Genomic DNA, 15,814 nt, shown 5'->3' with positions numbered 1-15,814 from the left:
TCTTAAACTCACGCGGGACGCTTGGCCAGCAGGTCGCGGATTTCCGTCAGCAGCGCCACATCGGCCGGCGGTGCGGCCGCCTCTTCGTTGGCCTCCTTGATCTTCAGCTGCTTGTCCACCTGCTTCTGCAGCGTATTCACGCCCTTGACCATCAGGAAGATGATCCATGCAAGGATGAGAAAGTTGATCAGCACCGTGATGAAGCTGCCATAGGCCAGAACCGCGCCCTGCTGGCGCGCGGCGCCCAGGGTCTGTGCGTTCACATTGGAAGACAGGCCGATGAAGTAGTTCGAGAAGTCGAACCCACCAAACACGGCACCGACGATCGGCATGATGACATCGTCCACCAGCGACTTGACGATGCCGCCAAAGGCACCGCCGATGATAACGCCGACAGCAAGGTCCATGACATTGCCGCGGGCGATAAATGCTTTGAACTCATTGAGCATTCGATCCGTCTCCCTCTGATGCAGTCGCACTGACAGGTCATTGTTTTCATTAGCTACATCTTCGATGCAATTATTCAATTGCCAATTACAATTTATCACCGCCCTCAGCGGTCTTTGACTTAAGGCCTAGGGCCCACCCGATGTTCAAAGCTTTGAAATTACCCTAATCTTGGAACTTCAGGAGACCGGCGCCGATGCGCTGGTGGAGGTTCGATGCTGCCAGGCTGGGTCATAGTCGCATCTGCTTTCGGCTATCTGCTGTTGCTCTTTGCAGTGGCGAGCCATGGCGATCGCAGGCGCCGGATGTTCGGCACGCCACCAGGCGGGCGACCGGTCGTCTATGCATTCAGTCTTGCGATCTACTGCACGTCCTGGACCTATTTCGGCGGCGTCGGGCTGGCATCGCAGCGCGGACTAGAATTCCTTGGCATTTATATCGGGCCAATCCTCGTCTTCACGCTCGGCATGCCGCTGCTGCGACGGATCATCGAGCTTGCCAAGGGCGAGAAGCTGACATCGGTCGCCGACTTCATTTCCGCGCGCTATGGCAAGAACCCGACCGTCGCGACCATCGTGGCACTGATTTCGCTCGTCGGCGCCATTCCCTACATCGCGCTGCAGCTTAAATCGGTATCGAGTACGGTAACGGCGATGCTCAACCCGTCGGATTACGGCATCGGCAGCGGCAATCTCTATTTTCTTGACCTGCCGCTGCTCGTAACGCTCGTACTCGCCTGCTTCGCGATCATGTTCGGCACACGCCACACGGATGCGACGGAGCACCAGGACGGATTGATCCTCGCCATCGCCATGGAGTCCGTCGTCAAGCTTTTCGCCTTCCTCACAGCCGGCGTCTGCGTCATCTGGTTCCTGTTCGATGGGCCCTCCGATCTCTGGGAGAAGGCGGCCGAGAACCAGCTCGCGCTCTCAGCGCTACACTACCAGACGCCGATCAGCCGCTGGGTCACGCTGATTCTGCTGTCGGCCTTCGCCATCATCATGCTACCAAGGCAATTCCACGTCACGGTTGTCGAGAATAGAACGGCGCGTGAGCTTCGACTCGCCGGCTTGCTGTTCCCGCTTTATCTCGTCGCCATCAATCTCTTCGTGCTGCCAGTGGCGATCGGTGGCCTGCTGACGTTCGGCGGCAACGGCAACGCAGACCTCTACATGCTCTCGCTGCCGCTTGCCGGGCAGATGCCGGTCGTCTCGCTGATCACGTTCATCGGCGGCTTTTCAGCCGCGACGGCGATGGTGATCGTCGCGTCGGTCGCGCTGTCAATCATGGTGTCGAACGACATCATCATGCCGATCTTCCTGCACCGAAAGCTGACCGACCGTACAGGACAGCGCAACGATTTCGCCAAGACGCTGCTCAACGTCAGGCGCAGCGCGATCTTCGCGGTGCTGCTGCTCGGCTACGCCTATTACCGCTCGACCGACAGCACAACGGGACTAGCCTCGATCGGCCTCCTTTCCTTCGCCGCAATTGCGCAGATGGCGCCAGCCCTTTTCGGCGGCCTTGTCTGGCGGCGGGCCAACGCGCGTGGCGCCATCCTCGGGCTGACATCGGGCTTCGTGATCTGGGTCTACCTGCTGTTCCTGCCCTCGCTTGGCGGACCGGACTATTCGGGCGTTGCAAGCGCCGTGCTCGGCTTCATCTTTCCCGGCACGACGATCTTCACGGGTAACGCTGCTGATCCGCTGGTCAACGCCACGGTGATGAGCCTGCTCGTCAATACGGCCTTCTTCGTCATCGGTTCGGTGACCCGCAATGCGCGACCGCTCGAACGCATCCAGGCCGGAATCTTCGTCAAGCGGCAGTCCCGTACGCAGTTTGCGACGCGCGGCTGGAAGACCCGCATCAGCGTCGGCGATCTGAAGGCAACCGTCTCGCGCTATCTTGGCGAGGAGCGCATGAAGCGGTCGTTCCAGACCTACCAGCAAAATTCGGGCCGCGATCTTGAGGATGAGCAGCCGGCCGACATGGCGCTCATTCACTTTACCGAACAGCTGCTCGGCAGCGCCATCGGCTCCTCGTCGGCCCGACTCGTGCTGTCGCTGATCCTTCAGAAGGTGGAAGACGCCTCCGCCGATACCGCCTGGCTGCTCGACCAGGCAAGCGAGGCGCTGCAATATAACCAAGACATGCTGCAGACCGCACTGTCGCAGATGGACCAGGGCATCGCGGTCTTCGACAGCTCGAACAACCTGACGATCTGGAACCGGCGTTTCCGGCAGTTGCTCGACCTGCCGGAGAATGCCGGACAAGTGGGTTTCCCGCTTGCCGACATCGTGGCAATCCTCAGCCAGCGCGGCGATGTTCCGGCCGGCGAGGTCAACCAGACCGTTCGCCACTTCCTGACGCTGGACAAGCCGTTCGCACTTGTGCTTGGCGGCGGCGAGCGCATCATCGAAGTCCGCTCCAATGCCATGCCGGACAAGGGCATCGTCGCAACCTTCACCGACATCAGCCAGCGGGTCGCCGCCGACCGGGCCCTGAAGCAGGCGAACGAAACCCTGGAACAGCGCGTCGCCGAACGCACGGCAGAGCTCACCCGCGTCAACCACGAACTCGGCGAGGCGCGGGCCGCGGCGGATGAAGCCAGCCTCGGGAAGACCCGCTTTTTCGCCGCCGCCGGCCACGACATTCTGCAGCCGCTCAATGCCGCCCGGCTCTATTCCTCGGCGCTGGTCGAGCGCATGGGCCAATCCGAAAGCAGTGCGATCGTTCGCAACATCGATTCCGCGCTGGAATCGGTCGAAACCATCCTTGGCGCCGTGCTTGACATTTCGCGCCTTGACACCGGAGCGATGCGGCCGCGCCTCGCCTCCGTGCCGCTTTCCGATCTGCTGGAGCGAATCCAGACGGACTTCGCGCCGATCGCCCGCGAAAAGAAGCTGAAGCTGGTGGTCATGCCCACCTCGCTGCGGGTTCGCTCCGACCCCAACCTGCTTCGCCGCCTGGTGCAGAACCTCGTCTCCAACGCGATCAAATACACGATCGACGGCAAGGTGCTGGTCGGCGCGCGCCGGCGCGGAAGTCAGGTCGTCATCCAGGTCATGGATTCTGGGATCGGCATTCCGCCGTCGAAGTTCCGGACCGTCTTCAAGGAATTCGCCCGGCTCGACGAAGGCGCCAAAACGGCCTCCGGCTTGGGGCTCGGCCTCTCGATTGTCGATCGTATCGCGCGCGTCCTCAACCATCCGGTGGAACTGCACTCAACACACGGCAAGGGCACGGATTTCCGGATCGTCATGCCGCGTGATGCCTCGCGGCTTGCCGAGCGCGTCGGCGCTGCCCAACCGATGGAGCATTCGGCGCAGAGCCTCAAGGGACTGAAGGTCCTGTGCGTCGACAACGAGCCGCATATTCTGGAAGGCATGCAGCTCCTGATCAGCGGCTGGGGCTGCGAGGTTCGATGCCTGGACTCGCTACGGGCGGTCCGCGCGCTTGATACGCGCCAAGCACCGCCCGATGTGATTATCGCCGATTATCACCTTGGCGACGACACCGGCATTTCGGCCATCGTCACGCTCCGGGAACGGTTCACGGCGTTCATTCCGGCCCTCATCGTGACGGCAGACCGCACACCCGAGGTTCGTGCCGAAGCCGAGCGGCACGGTATCGGCATCCAGCACAAGCCCGTGCGCCCGGCAGCGCTGAGGGCCTATATCACGCAGATTTCCGCTCAGAAGCGTACGGCGGCGGAGTGACATCCATGTCCTTCGTCATCATGTCGGTCACGAGGCTGCGCACCCGTTCCGCGCTCGGCACCTCGCCGAACAGAATGCGGTAGATAATCGGCGCAACGACCTGATCCATCACGGCGTCGACTGGCGGAAAGCTTTCGCCGCGTGCAAGCGCCCGCTCACTCAGCAGTTCCATCTGTTCTCGCGTGAAGGCGCAGCACTTGCAGGCATTGGCATTGTCTTGCGCGGCCAACACGTCGCGGATCATCTCGCGTCCGACGTCGGAGGACATTTCTTCGGCATATTGTTCCGCCCAGGCTTCGAGGTCTCCCCTGCCGCTGCCGGTGTCGATCGGTTGCATATCGGGGCGCAGGCGTTCGACCGCCACGTCAGCCAGTAATTCCTGCAGGTCGCCCCAGCGACGGTAGATCGTCGATGGGGTGACGCCGGCCTTTGCGGCAATCAGCGGGATCGTGACATCCGCGCGCTCCATGCCCGAAAGCAATTCGCGGACCGCCTGATGCACCGAAGCCTGCACCCTGGCACTGCGGCCACCCGGCCGGAGATTTTCCTTTGTTGCCATTTCTAACGTCCTGTCTTCCCGCCCGGCGCATGGTTCAAAATCTTTGACCGATCCATTAACGCAAATTATTTGCTTTTAGTGTCGGATCGACCTACATGGCTAACGCAACGAATTAGCTTTAAGAGGCTTATATATGTTCCGCGCCGCCAATTCCACAACGACCTCGCGCAATCCGATCCCTTTCCACGCGATCACGCTCGCGACCTTCTTCGGCGCTTCGGCAGCGCCTACACCACTCTACCGGATCTATCAGGAAAACCTCGCGCTCTCTCCGGTGCTGATCACGGTAATCTTCGCGGTCTATGCCTTCGCGCTTCTTGCCGCATTGCTCATCGCCGGCTCGATCTCCGACCACCTTGGCCGCAAGCCGGTGATCTTCACGGCCCTCGTCATGGAGATCATCGCCATGGCGCTGTTCGTCGTTGCAAGCGGCCCAGGCTGGTTGATTGCTGCGCGGATTGTGCAGGGCCTGGCGACGGGCATCGCCGGCGCGTCGATCGGCGCAGCGCTCGTCGACGTCGACCGCGCGAAGGGACAGCTCGTCAACTCCATCGCACCGCTCTCAGGCATGGCCGTTGGCGCCATCGGCACCAGCGCCTTGATCCAATACGGACCTTTCCCGCTTCACCTCGTCTACGCCATCCTGCTCGCTGCCTTCATCGGACAGGCCGGCGCCATCTGGGCGACCCGCGAGACCGGCGGCCGGCGGCCGGGATTCTGGAACTCCCTGAAGCCGACAATTTCGATCCCACCGCAGGTCAAGCGTCCGCTCACCCTGGTCACGCCGATCAACATCGCAAATTGGACGCTCGGCGGCTTCTATCTCTCGCTGGTCCCCTCGCTGGTCGCCAGCACAACCGGCAGCCGGGCGCCGCTGACGGGCGGAGCGATCGTAACGGCGCTGATGGTCTCGGGCGCGGTTGCGGTCTATCTCAGGCGCGGCACGTCCGGTGCGGCCAACCTCGGTTTCGGCACGACCGCGACCACGCTTGGCATTCTGACCGTCGTCGCCGGCGTCCACCTCGGCAACGTACCGCTGCTGCTCGTCGGCACGCTCCTGGCGGGCGCCGGGTTCGGCACAAACTTCCTTGGTTCGATCGGCACGATCATGCCGCTCGCCAAGGCCGACGAACGCGCCGGTCTGCTGTCCGCTTTCTATATCCAGAGCTATCTGGCTTTCAGCCTCCCGGCCATCCTCGCCGGCTTTCTGGCCAAATCGCTTGGCTACCAGCTGACTACTGATCTTTATGCAACGGCGATCATTCTGGTGACGGGAGCCGGACTGCTCGGCCTCCGCGCCGAACGCAGCAGGGCTGCAAGGCTGCCGGCTTGAACTAGAGGTAGCTCGTCACCGCTGGCTCGTTCCACCAGTTGTCGTGGCGCCCATCCATGTAGCGGATGGGCAGCGCAGCAAGCTCCTCCGGAGATATGTTGTCGAGGCAGGCGATATTGATCGAAACATAGTCCCCGCCGATCTCGGGGATATGCCCGTGCCCGTAGGCATGCAGGCCACATGTCGGGCAGAAGCGGTGGTGGCCGCTCATCGTTGCGAACTGATAGTCGGCGGCCGCCGTCTCCTCGCATAGCAGACGGAAATCCTCGGGCTTCACGACCGCGCCCCAATAGCGCCGCTTGCCGCAGACCGAGCAATTGCAGCGGCCGGTGCCGGCCTGGAGATCGGCATCGACCTCGTAGCGGATTTTGCCGCAGTGACAGCTGCCCGTGTAGGTCTTTTTCATGGAAATTCCTCCTCCGGCCCTTTGCAATGGCGCCCGATCATGACAATATGTTGTCATGCTTGACGAGATACACAAACGACAACATGTTGTCAAACAAAATCGCCCGAAGCGGACTGCCGGAGGCGATGCCTTCTCGCTATTTGCTATCACCGCATTGCGGCTCGCAGGCCGGCTAACCGCCGCCGGCGACGACTTGGCGAGGCCGACCGGGCAGACGAGTGCTCGCTGGCAGGTGCTTGCAGGCGCGCGAAGTGGCGCGCATTCCGTGGCGCAGATCGCCCGGCTGCTCGGGATTGCCCGGCAGGGCGTGCAACGGCTGGCGGATACACTCGAAGGTGACGGGTTGATCAGCTACGTCGACAACCCGCAGCATCAGCGCGCCAAACTGGTTAGATTGACCGATGAAGGCGAAACCCGCCTCGCCGCGATCGACATAGCGCAGGCGGAGTGGGCCGATAGGCTCGGGCAGTCGTTCACATCAGCCGAACTCGATGCGGCCCGAGCCGTCATGACCAGGCTGATCGAAACTCTCGACGCGGAAACCGGGAAGGCATAGGCCGGCTATGGCGCCTAGTCGGCCTGAAGCAATTAACCTATGGATATCTGCCGGAAAGAACGCGAGCAGTCGCCGGGTTTCCCCCCTAAGCCGGCGGCTATCGTATATAGAGCAACGCAAGATTAGGCGCCGTGGCCAGGCTGCGGCCCGTCGGAATTCACATTGGCTGCATGCGCTTCAAGGATGGCGGCGGCTATGACTTTCTGAAGCTCGTAGACCAGTGTGCGTGACCGTTTGCGATCCAGATCCTGCGCCGCCTTCGCAAGATTCAATCCCTCGTTGAGGACTATATGGTGAGCTCGCGTCAGCGCCCAACTCTCAATATCAAGACCTATCATTCGGAATCTCCGCCAAATCATTCAGCATCAACGACATTCACCGAATCACGATACGCAGAGCACTTACGCAGCAAGAAGAATCATAGTTGCAATATTTTGCAAATAACATTTTCGGAAGAATAGGCGCCGGATGCGAAATTTCTTCTTGAGCTGCGATAGATACAACCGCACCGCCTCTGAGCCTGCACGAACTGAATCCAGGCTCTGCCCACAAATACTCGGCGAAGCTTGCACGGACCTGCACACCATGGCGCGCATTTTGATCGATCTCCCGTAAGCGCACGGGAGATCGGAGGGCGCGGTAATCAGACCTTGGTGGCGGCGGGCGCCTTGTTGCGCTCCAGCAGCGCCTTCACCGTAACGTCGTTGATCTTGCCGCTCGGCTCCTGGCCGATCGATTTCTGGAAGTTCTTGATCGCCGCGACCGTCTTCGCGCCCATCTCGCCGTCCGGCTGGCCGGCGTCGAAACCGTTGTTGTTGAGGATCGCCTGGATGTTGCGGATCGCTTTCTTCATGTCGACGGTCGAGGTCTTCGTGGCATTGCCGACCCACTCATCCGGGACGTCCACGCCATTCGCCTTGCTATCGAGCGGTGCAGCCTTCCAAAGGTCGGCCTTGGCGCGCGCCTTTTCGAGCTGATCCGGCTTCATTGCGTTGGCGACCTCGTCACGTTTCTGTGACGCGTCCTTGTCGCCGCCCTTGGCGGCAATCGCGAACCACCTGTAGGACTCGGTCAGATCCTGCGCGACGCCATTGCCGCGGGCGCAAAGGATCGCCAGATTGAACTGGCTGTCGGTGATGCCGAGATTGGCTGCCTTGACGAACCAGTCCGCAGCCGTCTTGTAGTCCTGCTGGCCCAGCGCGCCGGAGGCATAGAGCACGGCGAGATTGTGCATCGCGCTGGCGTTGCCCTGGTTTGCCGCCTGCTCGTAATACTGCTTCGCCTTCGCGACATCGCGATCGACACCCGTGCCCTTCTCGTAAATGTTGCCGAGACGGTATTCTGCCGGCGCGAAGCCCTTGTCCGCAGCGAGCCGATACCAATTTGCCGCCTCCTTCGGATCGACGGCGATGCCGGCGCGGCCTTCGCTATAGCGAGCGCCGATCTCAAAGAGCGCCAGCGCATCGCCGTTCTTGGCGGCATCGGCGAGCGACCTCGGCTGCACGACATCGGGAACAGCAATACCCGCTGTTTCCACGGCCGCGGCGGCGGGCGCAGCCGCCATCCCTGCGGCGACCGGGGCCGCGTCCTTGGCAACGAATCCGGACGCGTCCTGCAGAGCGCCGGATGGCGCAAGCGGGGTGGCCGCGTCGCCGCTCAGCGGTGCGGTTGCGGTCAGATGGTCGGGTGCTGCCGGCGCGCGTACCGGATCGGCGCTTGCAAGCGGCGGGACCGGGGCTTCTGCGGCCGGGACTTCCGGAGCGGTCGCTTCGGCCTGGTCCGGTGCCGTTTCGCTGTCGGGCGGCAGGGCGTTGCTGGACGAATCCGTCAGCAGGGCAACTTTGGCGGACGGCGCCGGTTGGCCGCTTGTCAGCGTGCGGGCCAGCGGGAACGCCATGATCGCCAGCAGCACGGCGCCGACGGCAAGCAGGATCGGGCGCCGGAAGCGCGAGAAGGCACTACCCTTCACGGCATCCTTGTCCTTTGCCTTCTTCTCGGCCTTGACGGGCTTGGCGGCCGGTTCGGTTTCCAGCGCTGCAGCCTGCGCGGCGCGGCGGGCAGCCGCAATATAGTCGGCGCGCTCGTTTTCAGTCGCCGGCTTGACGTTCGTCCGCGCAGCGTTCTGGCTGGCACGTACACGCTCCAGGATCTTCTTGATGTCAGGCGCACCCGAGCCCGGCTCCAGTGGCTCGTTGGCGGCTTCCGGCGGCATCACGTCGACGGGATCGATGGAAGGAGCGGGATCAATAAGGGTGCGTTCAGCGGCAGGGGTCTCTGCCTTTGCCTTCTTGCTCGGCAGCAGACGCTTTCCGAGGCTGGAAAGCAGGCTGCCCTTCGAGGGGCCTGTGGAAGATGCCGGCTTGGTCGCGGCCTCAATCGCGATCGCACTGGTGTCGGTTGCAGCCATGACCGGCACGGCGGGCGCTTCATCGGCGACTTCGGGCTGACGGCTTGCCGGGGCGCGGGTTCCGAACACCGCCGGTTTCTGCGCGTCTTCGGCGCCAGCCTGCATTATTGCGTAGGTATCGACTGCGAAATCGACATCGGCGGCAGGCATTCTCAGCGCCGGCCTTGCGATAGCGCGGTCTTCCATCATGTCCAATCGCTCGGCGATCTGGACCAGGGTTTCGTGCAGGGCCTGGAAGGTCTTGTGCGTGCGCTCGTCGCTGCTGCGGCTGAGATCCTCGAGTTGGCGCAGATCTTCGGCAAGCGCATTGAGCGCCGACATATCGGCCGCAGCCGGCGCGCCGCCTTGCAGGGCGCCGCTTCTCGCATAGGCCTCGACCACCGCTTCGGCCGCCTGGCGGGCAGCCTCGATGATATATTCGTCGCTAGTCGCCATATAGTCTTCGATCGCGCCCATGCGGCGGTCGAAATCCGCCGGCAGCTCGGCCGCGGGCCGCGGCTCGCTCATCAGCGCCGACAGGTTTGCGATCTGGTCCTCAAGATTCTTCAGCGCATATGGATCGGCCGCCGGTGCAGCGGTGCTTTCCTCCAGGCGCGCGACGATGTCGCTGAGCCTGCTTTCGATGCGGCGGAACGCGCTGTCGTCCACCGGAGCGGCGACAGGCTGGAGCGGCTGGAAATCCATTTCGTCAATACGGCGCGCAAGATAGTCCAGGCGCTGCGCGAGCACGTCGTTGACCGAGCCAACCTCGAGCGCATCGATCTTACGCGAGATGTCGGCAAGCGCACCCGTCAGCTCCGGCTGCGGTGCAGCCTTGTGGCTCTGCTCGAGCAGGTAGGACAGGTGCTCCAGGCGCTCGTCGAGGCGCGAGGTCGCCTCGGCATTGGCGAGTTCCTCGACGCGCAGCGTCAGGGTTTCAAGCCGATCGGCCAGGCCATCGGCCGGCGCCGCGCGGCTCGCGACGCTATGACCCATCATATCGATCTGTTCGCCCAGGGCGTTCAGGCGGCCTTCGAGGCGATGCATCATGGCCGGATCGCCGCTGCCGGCGGCGCGACCGGTTGCCGCGATGGCGCGGCTGATTTCATCGAGCCGGCCATCGACCGCTGCAAACTGCTCGGCCATCGCCCGATCGTGCGGCTGGATCATGCTGCCGAACTGCTCCATCGCCGTTGCGATGGAGATAAGCTTGTCTTCCAGCGCGCGAACGGCGGGGCTTTCGCCCATGCCGCCGATATGGCGCTTGATATCATCGAGCCGGTAGGCAAGCGCCACCAGCTCTTCCTGCAGACCGGCCGTGTCGAGTGCATGCAACTGGTGCTCGAAACCGTCCCAGCGGGTTTCCATGTGGCGGATTGAATCTTCGCGTGCGAGCCCGTCCATCAGCGAGCGCAGCTCTTCGAACTCGCCGCGCAACCCTTGCGCCTCGGGCGCAGTGGAGCGACCGGCAAGCTGATCGATGCTATTCGCAAGGCGGCTCATGTCGGCGCGGATGTCATCGGCGAAGCGGCGGTCTTCCGCCCCGACCTTGATGCTGCGGATCTCTTCGCGCAGCGCGTTCATTTCGCGCGTCACGCCATCGGAGATGTCGCGCTTCAGGTCCTGGCGAAGATTGACGAGCGCCTGCGCGATCTCGGTCATGGTGTCTTCGGCGGCGCGGTGGGCCGGTTGCGGCGCGGCGGAACGCGGCGCGCGTTCGGCAACCGGGAGCGGCGCACGCGGAGAGGCCGACGGCTCCCGCGTGTACGGTGCGGGCTCGCGCCCCGTCGGGCGTTCGCGGCTTGCCTCCAGAATGCGCTGGCGCTGGCGAATTTCAGCGAAGGGATCCGGCCGCGCTTCGGCGGCATAAGGCGCGCGGGCGGCATAAAGATCGGCGTAGCTCTCGCGCTCCGGCGCCGCTGGACGCTGGCGCTGGTCGCGAGCACCAGTGCCGATCAGCCCCTCGATCCTCGCCTCCAGGCCTTCGATGGTGCGGTTCAGCGCATCGAGCGACGCCCTGTCGGAATGCCGTGGGGAATTTGATCGCGATCCGTTCATCTTCTTGCTCGCTTCGTCTGTCCGAACCCTCGTCAGGGCCGATCATTGGCTTTTCCGTCAGCGCCGCACCGGAATGCGGACGAGAGCACCATTCATGAAGGGATAATCAATTAGACTTTCCGCAACCTGTACGGCGTAGCGGCATTCCATGGAACGCGAGACTGGAAAAAGGAATGCAGGTCGCCAATGCTCAGACCGCACCTTTCACGAAACGTGGTAAACAACCCGTTAACCAGCGTGAGATTTTTTTAACTTTTCAGGATTTTGAGCCGGTTTCCGTGCTGAAACCGGCCGACATCGCTTCGCGTGCAATCGTAGGCGGCAAAGCCATGTTAGTCCGATATCAGAACGATTCCGTCCATGGCCGCAACTCGATTTCCTGCGACCATGCGCTCCTATGCTGCAACAGGACATCGATGTAGCTTTGCGCAATGGCATCGGGATCGAGCGTCGCATCCGGCTTGGCCGGGTCTTCCTGACGCATCCTTGAACGGATGGCGCCGTCGATGATGAAGTGGGCGACGTGAATTCCCTTCGGCCCCAGCTCGCGGGCAGCGCTCTGGGCAAGGCCGCGAAGCGCGAACTTGCCCATGGCAAACGCGGCGGACTGGGCATATCCCTTGATGCTCGCCGTCGCCCCGGTAAACAGGATCGCGCCATGCCCATGCGGGATCATGCGCTTTGCAGCCTGCTGGCTGACCAGAAAGCCGCCATAGGCGCTGATTGCAATTGCCTGTTCGACAGCAACCGGGTCGAGCTCGGTCAAAGGACCGCGCAGGCGGCCGCTGGCGTTGTAGACGACGACCTCAGGATCGCCAATCGCAGCCGCGGCGTCGTCAAAGAGTGCTGCGACGGAAGCCGGCTGCGCGGCGTCCGTGGCAAAGGTCCTTGCGCCGGTCTCACCGGCCAGTTCGTTCAGCTTGTCGATGTTGCGCGCTGCCAGCGCGACCTTGACGCCACGCGCCGTCAGTTGGCGCGCAAGCGAGGCACTGAGGCCTGGCCCTGCACCGACGATGAGAGCCGAGCTGTAAGGAAACTCAGTCATGCCTGTCGTCCTCCGGATCGATGTCGCCGAAATCCAAACCGCAGAACACGGCATCAAGCTCGCCAGCGGATTTTACACCCGCCGCGCCTTGATCGTATTCATCACGAAGCTGGTCTCGATACTATCGACGCATTTCAGCCGGGCAATCTTTTCCTTGATGAAACGCTCATAATCCTCGAGCCCCGAACTCATCACCTTCAGCACATAGTCACGCGATCCGGTGACCAGATGGCACTCGAGCACCTCGTCCCATCCGCGAACGGCGCTCTCGAACATCTCAATCTCGTCCTCGTGCTGGCGGCTGAGCCTGACGGAAGCCAGTGCCGTCATCGTCCAGCCGTCGACGGCTGGATCGACGAGCGTCGTGTAACCCTGGATGATCGCCGCGTCCTCCAGCCGGCGTAGGCGACGAAGGCAGGCGGATGCGGAGAGCCCGACACGCTCGGCGAGCTCGTTGTTTGGAAGGCGGGCATCGCCCATCAATTCCCTAAGGATCTTCCGGTCCATATCGTCAGCAATTTTCTGCGTCACAACTCTTCATTCTCCGCAATAAGTTGCATCAGAGAGCACAGGTGCGCTGCAAATAGCAAGAACAGTCCTCGCGTTCTGATATAATTTGCGAGCATCACGCGCATCTCTTGAGGAGACGACAATGACCGCACCACACCCTTCCAAGACTCATATCGGCAACCACGCCCTGCATCCCGAAACGCAGATGCTGAACTATGGCTACGACCCGGAACTGTCGGAAGGGGCGGTGAAGCCGCCGGTGTTCCTGACATCGACATTCGTCTTCAAATCCGCCGAGGATGGCCGGGATTTCTTCGATTTCGTATCCGGCCGCAAGGAGCCACCTGCCGGCAAGGGTGCGGGGCTCGTCTATTCCCGATTCAATCATCCCAACAGCGAAATCGTCGAAGACCGGCTTGCCGTCTATGAGCGTACAGAAAGTTGCGCGCTCTTCTCATCCGGCATGTCGGCCATCGCGACGACGCTGCTTGCCTTCGTGCGCCCGGGCGACGCCATCCTGCATTCCCAGCCACTCTACGGCGGAACCGAGACGCTGCTGGCAAAGACGTTCCTCAACCTCGGCGTCGCGGCTGTCGGCTTCGCCGATGGCGTCAGCGAAGCGTCGGTTCAGGCCGCCGCCGAAGACGCCATGGCCAAGGGCCGGGTGTCGGTGATCCTCGTCGAGACGCCTGCCAATCCGACGAACAGCCTCGTCGAGGTCGCGATGATCCGCCGTGTCGCCGACGCGATCGGCAGAAAACAGGGCCACACGCCGATCGTCGCCTGTGACAACACACTGCTTGGCCCTGTCTTCCAGCGGCCGATCGAACACGGCGCCGATATCTCGCTCTATTCGCTGACCAAATATGTCGGCGGCCATTCGGATCTGATCGCCGGCGCGGCGCTCGGCCCGAAGGCCGTCATGAAGCAGGTCAAGGCGTTGCGCGGCGCCATCGGCACGCAGCTTGATCCGCACTCCTGCTGGATGCTCGGCCGTTCGCTGGAAACGCTGCAGATTCGTATGGAGCGGGCCAACAACAATGCCCGCGTCGTTGCCGACTTCCTGCGCGAGCATCCGAAGGTCGACGGGATTCACTATTTGCCCTATCACGACGCCAGTTCGCCAGTTGGGCGCACCTTCGCGGCGCAGTGCAGCGGTGCGGGATCGACCTTCTCCTTCGACATCAAGGGCGGCCAGCCGGCATCCTTCAAGTTCCTGAACGCCCTGCAGATATTCAAGCTGGCGGTCAGCCTGGGCGGCACGGAATCGCTCGCCAGCCATCCGGCAACGATGACCCATTCCGGCGTGCCGGCCGAGGTCCGCCAACGGATCGGTGTCCTGGAATCAACCATCCGCCTGTCGATCGGCATCGAGCATCCGGACGATCTCGTCGCCGATCTGCAACAGGCGCTGGACGCGGCGTGAATTTAACGGCGGCTTAGGCGGCCGCCGTTTCCCTCACATCGTCGAGCAGGAAATGCGCGACGATGTACTTCGTCGTGTAGTGGCGGCCGCTGTCGGAAATATTGTCGACGCTGCCGCCATCGGCAGGGTGCCAGCGATGGTAGTGCGGACTGGTGGTGATCAGCGTGATCGCCTTGCCGGCCCTCTTGCCGTCGAGCCGGAAGCGCATTTCGGCCAGCGGCCAGATGCGCTCATAGTCATCCATTGAAATGCGGACTTTCAGTGCCTTGCGGCTGACCGCTTCGCTGTGCGTGCCGTCCTCATGCTCCACCGCCGGCAGCTCCAGCGTGACTTCCTCGGCTCCGTCCAGGATGGAATTGAACTCTTCCGGCCACATCCGTCTCATAAAATCGCTCCTCCAAGCTCTTTCCTCGGTCTGCCCGCGAAGTCTAGCGCGTCTTCGTTCGGACGCAACCCGGTTGCGTGGCTGTTGCGTGGCGAGGAGGCCGGTGGCCACCCTGATCCATCGAGGCTCCTTCGGAGCACCTCAGGATCAGGGCGGAGCAGCGGTGGCGCAGGATTGGAGACGGTACGCCCAGAGCAAGGAAATCGTCGGCGACTTTTGACGCCGCACTAACGACCGGCCTTAATCCCTCAAAAGGCGCGCCAACGACCAGCCCTCATCCTGAGGTGCTCCGCAGGAGCCTCGAAGGACGAGGGCGGGTGATTGCTAGAATGACAGAGCGGTGACCGCGCATTTGCCTTTCAGCTCGCGACCCGCGTCTTACCGATAGGCTTGTTCGAGCTTCGCGATATCGAGTTTCACCATGCCGAGCATGACCTCGGTGACGCGCTTGGCGCGCTCCCGATCCGGATCAGCGATCATCTCGATCAGCGCCCGCGGAACGATCTGCCAGGAAAGGCCCCAGCGATCCTTCAGCCAGCCGCACTGCTCTTCGACGCCGCCTTTTTTCAGGAAGGCGTTCCATATCCGGTCGATCTCCGCCTGCGTTTCGCATTCGACCGAGATCGAGAAAGCGTGGTTGAAGGCGTCGAGCGGGCCGGCTTCCATCGCGACGAAATCCTGCTTCCCGAGCTTGAAGTCGATGATCTTGACGCTGCCCGGAGGGCCGCTCGGCGTTTCCGCCGGCAGGATGGTGGTGCGCCCCATCGACGAATTGGGAATGGTCGCCACATAGAATTCGACGGCTTGCTGGACGTCCTTCTCGAACCAGAGATTCGAACTGACCTTGAGCATGGATTTGTCCTCCTCGTAGGTGCTCTGACGAAATGTTCGACAGCCCTGGGACGTTCCCCGCCCGCCATTCCCGACACCGTGTCATCACAAATTCGAGGATCTGCGAAATTTGACGTTTACGCAAACGTCAAT

General features: G+C 62.4%; 13 protein-coding genes. 4 read left to right on the top strand and 9 right to left on the bottom strand.

Annotation, left to right across the window (positions count from 1 at the left end):
* Nucleotides 1-8: 8 nt before the first annotated feature.
* Nucleotides 9-449, bottom strand: coding sequence for a large conductance mechanosensitive channel protein MscL (gene mscL / locus FHT71_RS02440; RefSeq protein ID WP_007796399.1), 441 nt, complete (start codon nt 447-449; stop codon nt 9-11).
* 213 nt (nt 450-662) lie between these two features.
* Here mscL and FHT71_RS02435 point away from each other — a divergent pair, with 213 nt between their 5' ends.
* Nucleotides 663-4,166 carry a PAS-domain containing protein gene (locus tag FHT71_RS02435; protein ID WP_183718832.1) on the top strand — a complete coding sequence of 1,168 codons (3,504 nt, stop codon included), beginning with the start codon at nt 663-665 and terminating at the stop codon, nt 4,164-4,166.
* Here FHT71_RS02435 and FHT71_RS02430 read toward each other — a convergent pair.
* On the bottom strand, nt 4,126-4,725 hold the full coding sequence (locus FHT71_RS02430) for a TetR/AcrR family transcriptional regulator (RefSeq protein ID WP_183718831.1): 600 nt from the start codon (nt 4,723-4,725) through the stop codon (nt 4,126-4,128). The two genes, FHT71_RS02435 and FHT71_RS02430, sit on opposite strands and share 41 nt — an antisense overlap.
* 133 nt (nt 4,726-4,858) lie before the next feature.
* Here FHT71_RS02430 and FHT71_RS02425 point away from each other — a divergent pair, with 133 nt between their 5' ends.
* Entirely contained in the window at nt 4,859-6,058 is a 1,200-nt protein-coding gene (locus FHT71_RS02425) for an MFS transporter (RefSeq protein WP_132592481.1), read from the top strand.
* A gap of 1 nt (nt 6,059) precedes the next feature.
* Here the strand turns inward: FHT71_RS02425 and FHT71_RS02420 are convergent, their stop codons facing one another.
* Nucleotides 6,060-6,464, bottom strand: a complete 405-nt coding sequence (locus FHT71_RS02420) for a GFA family protein (RefSeq protein WP_007796389.1) — start codon at nt 6,462-6,464, stop codon at nt 6,060-6,062.
* A gap of 55 nt (nt 6,465-6,519) precedes the next feature.
* Here FHT71_RS02420 and FHT71_RS02415 point away from each other — a divergent pair, with 55 nt between their 5' ends.
* Nucleotides 6,520-7,020 carry a MarR family transcriptional regulator gene (locus tag FHT71_RS02415; protein WP_132592483.1) on the top strand — a complete coding sequence of 167 codons (501 nt, stop codon included), beginning with the start codon at nt 6,520-6,522 and terminating at the stop codon, nt 7,018-7,020.
* 122 nt (nt 7,021-7,142) lie between these two features.
* Here the strand turns inward: FHT71_RS02415 and FHT71_RS02410 are convergent, their stop codons facing one another.
* The 4 genes from FHT71_RS02410 to FHT71_RS02395 all read right to left on the bottom strand — a co-directional run bounded on the left by FHT71_RS02410 (nt 7,143) and on the right by FHT71_RS02395 (nt 13,040).
* Nucleotides 7,143-7,358 (bottom strand): hypothetical protein, encoded by a 216-nt coding sequence (locus FHT71_RS02410; protein WP_132592485.1) that lies wholly within the window; start codon nt 7,356-7,358, stop codon nt 7,143-7,145.
* 305 nt (nt 7,359-7,663) lie between these two features.
* On the bottom strand, nt 7,664-11,464 hold the full coding sequence (locus FHT71_RS02405) for a peptidoglycan-binding protein (protein ID WP_183718829.1): 3,801 nt from the start codon (nt 11,462-11,464) through the stop codon (nt 7,664-7,666).
* Nucleotides 11,465-11,807: 343 nt separating this feature from the next.
* Nucleotides 11,808-12,509, bottom strand: a complete 702-nt coding sequence (locus tag FHT71_RS02400) for an SDR family NAD(P)-dependent oxidoreductase (protein ID WP_132592489.1) — start codon at nt 12,507-12,509, stop codon at nt 11,808-11,810.
* Between the two features lie 72 nt (nt 12,510-12,581).
* Complete coding sequence (locus tag FHT71_RS02395) at nt 12,582-13,040, bottom strand: Lrp/AsnC family transcriptional regulator (RefSeq protein WP_132592491.1); 459 nt, start codon at nt 13,038-13,040, stop codon at nt 12,582-12,584.
* Nucleotides 13,041-13,161: 121 nt separating this feature from the next.
* Between FHT71_RS02395 and FHT71_RS02390 the strand changes: the two genes are divergently transcribed.
* Nucleotides 13,162-14,445 carry a cystathionine gamma-synthase family protein gene (locus FHT71_RS02390; protein WP_132592493.1) on the top strand — a complete coding sequence of 428 codons (1,284 nt, stop codon included), beginning with the start codon at nt 13,162-13,164 and terminating at the stop codon, nt 14,443-14,445.
* Nucleotides 14,446-14,458: 13 nt separating this feature from the next.
* On the opposite strand, the gene FHT71_RS02385 is transcribed toward FHT71_RS02390, so the two are convergent.
* Both FHT71_RS02385 and FHT71_RS02380 read right to left on the bottom strand, forming a co-directional pair.
* Nucleotides 14,459-14,830: a hypothetical protein gene (locus tag FHT71_RS02385; RefSeq protein ID WP_007796366.1), complete on the bottom strand. Its 372-nt coding sequence runs from the start codon at nt 14,828-14,830 to the stop codon at nt 14,459-14,461.
* Between the two features lie 378 nt (nt 14,831-15,208).
* A complete protein-coding gene (locus FHT71_RS02380) occupies nt 15,209-15,682 on the bottom strand; it encodes a VOC family protein (protein ID WP_132592495.1) in 474 nt (157 codons plus the stop codon).
* Nucleotides 15,683-15,814: the final 132 nt, after the last annotated feature.

The organism is Rhizobium sp. BK060, from assembly GCF_014193145.1.
Taxonomy (GTDB): Bacteria; Pseudomonadota; Alphaproteobacteria; order Rhizobiales; family Rhizobiaceae; genus Rhizobium.
This window is presented reverse-complemented; position numbering and strand designations above follow the sequence as displayed.

Excerpts from the sequence above, each read along its gene's own strand:
- FHT71_RS02415 (WP_132592483.1), top strand. The coding sequence starts at position 6,520 with ATGCTTGACGAGATACACAAACGACAACATGTTGTCAAACAAAATCGC.
- FHT71_RS02405 (WP_183718829.1), bottom strand. The coding sequence starts at position 11,464 with ATGAACGGATCGCGATCAAATTCCCCACGGCATTCCGACAGGGCGTCG.
- FHT71_RS02425 (WP_132592481.1), top strand. The coding sequence starts at position 4,859 with ATGTTCCGCGCCGCCAATTCCACAACGACCTCGCGCAATCCGATCCCT.
- FHT71_RS02380 (WP_132592495.1), bottom strand. The coding sequence starts at position 15,682 with ATGCTCAAGGTCAGTTCGAATCTCTGGTTCGAGAAGGACGTCCAGCAA.
- FHT71_RS02435 (WP_183718832.1), top strand. The coding sequence starts at position 663 with ATGCTGCCAGGCTGGGTCATAGTCGCATCTGCTTTCGGCTATCTGCTG.
- FHT71_RS02410 (WP_132592485.1), bottom strand. The coding sequence starts at position 7,358 with ATGATAGGTCTTGATATTGAGAGTTGGGCGCTGACGCGAGCTCACCAT.
- FHT71_RS02390 (WP_132592493.1), top strand. The coding sequence starts at position 13,162 with ATGACCGCACCACACCCTTCCAAGACTCATATCGGCAACCACGCCCTG.
- FHT71_RS02400 (WP_132592489.1), bottom strand. The coding sequence starts at position 12,509 with ATGACTGAGTTTCCTTACAGCTCGGCTCTCATCGTCGGTGCAGGGCCA.
- FHT71_RS02430 (WP_183718831.1), bottom strand. The coding sequence starts at position 4,725 with ATGGCAACAAAGGAAAATCTCCGGCCGGGTGGCCGCAGTGCCAGGGTG.
- mscL (WP_007796399.1), bottom strand. The coding sequence starts at position 449 with ATGCTCAATGAGTTCAAAGCATTTATCGCCCGCGGCAATGTCATGGAC.
- FHT71_RS02420 (WP_007796389.1), bottom strand. The coding sequence starts at position 6,464 with ATGAAAAAGACCTACACGGGCAGCTGTCACTGCGGCAAAATCCGCTAC.
- FHT71_RS02385 (WP_007796366.1), bottom strand. The coding sequence starts at position 14,830 with ATGAGACGGATGTGGCCGGAAGAGTTCAATTCCATCCTGGACGGAGCC.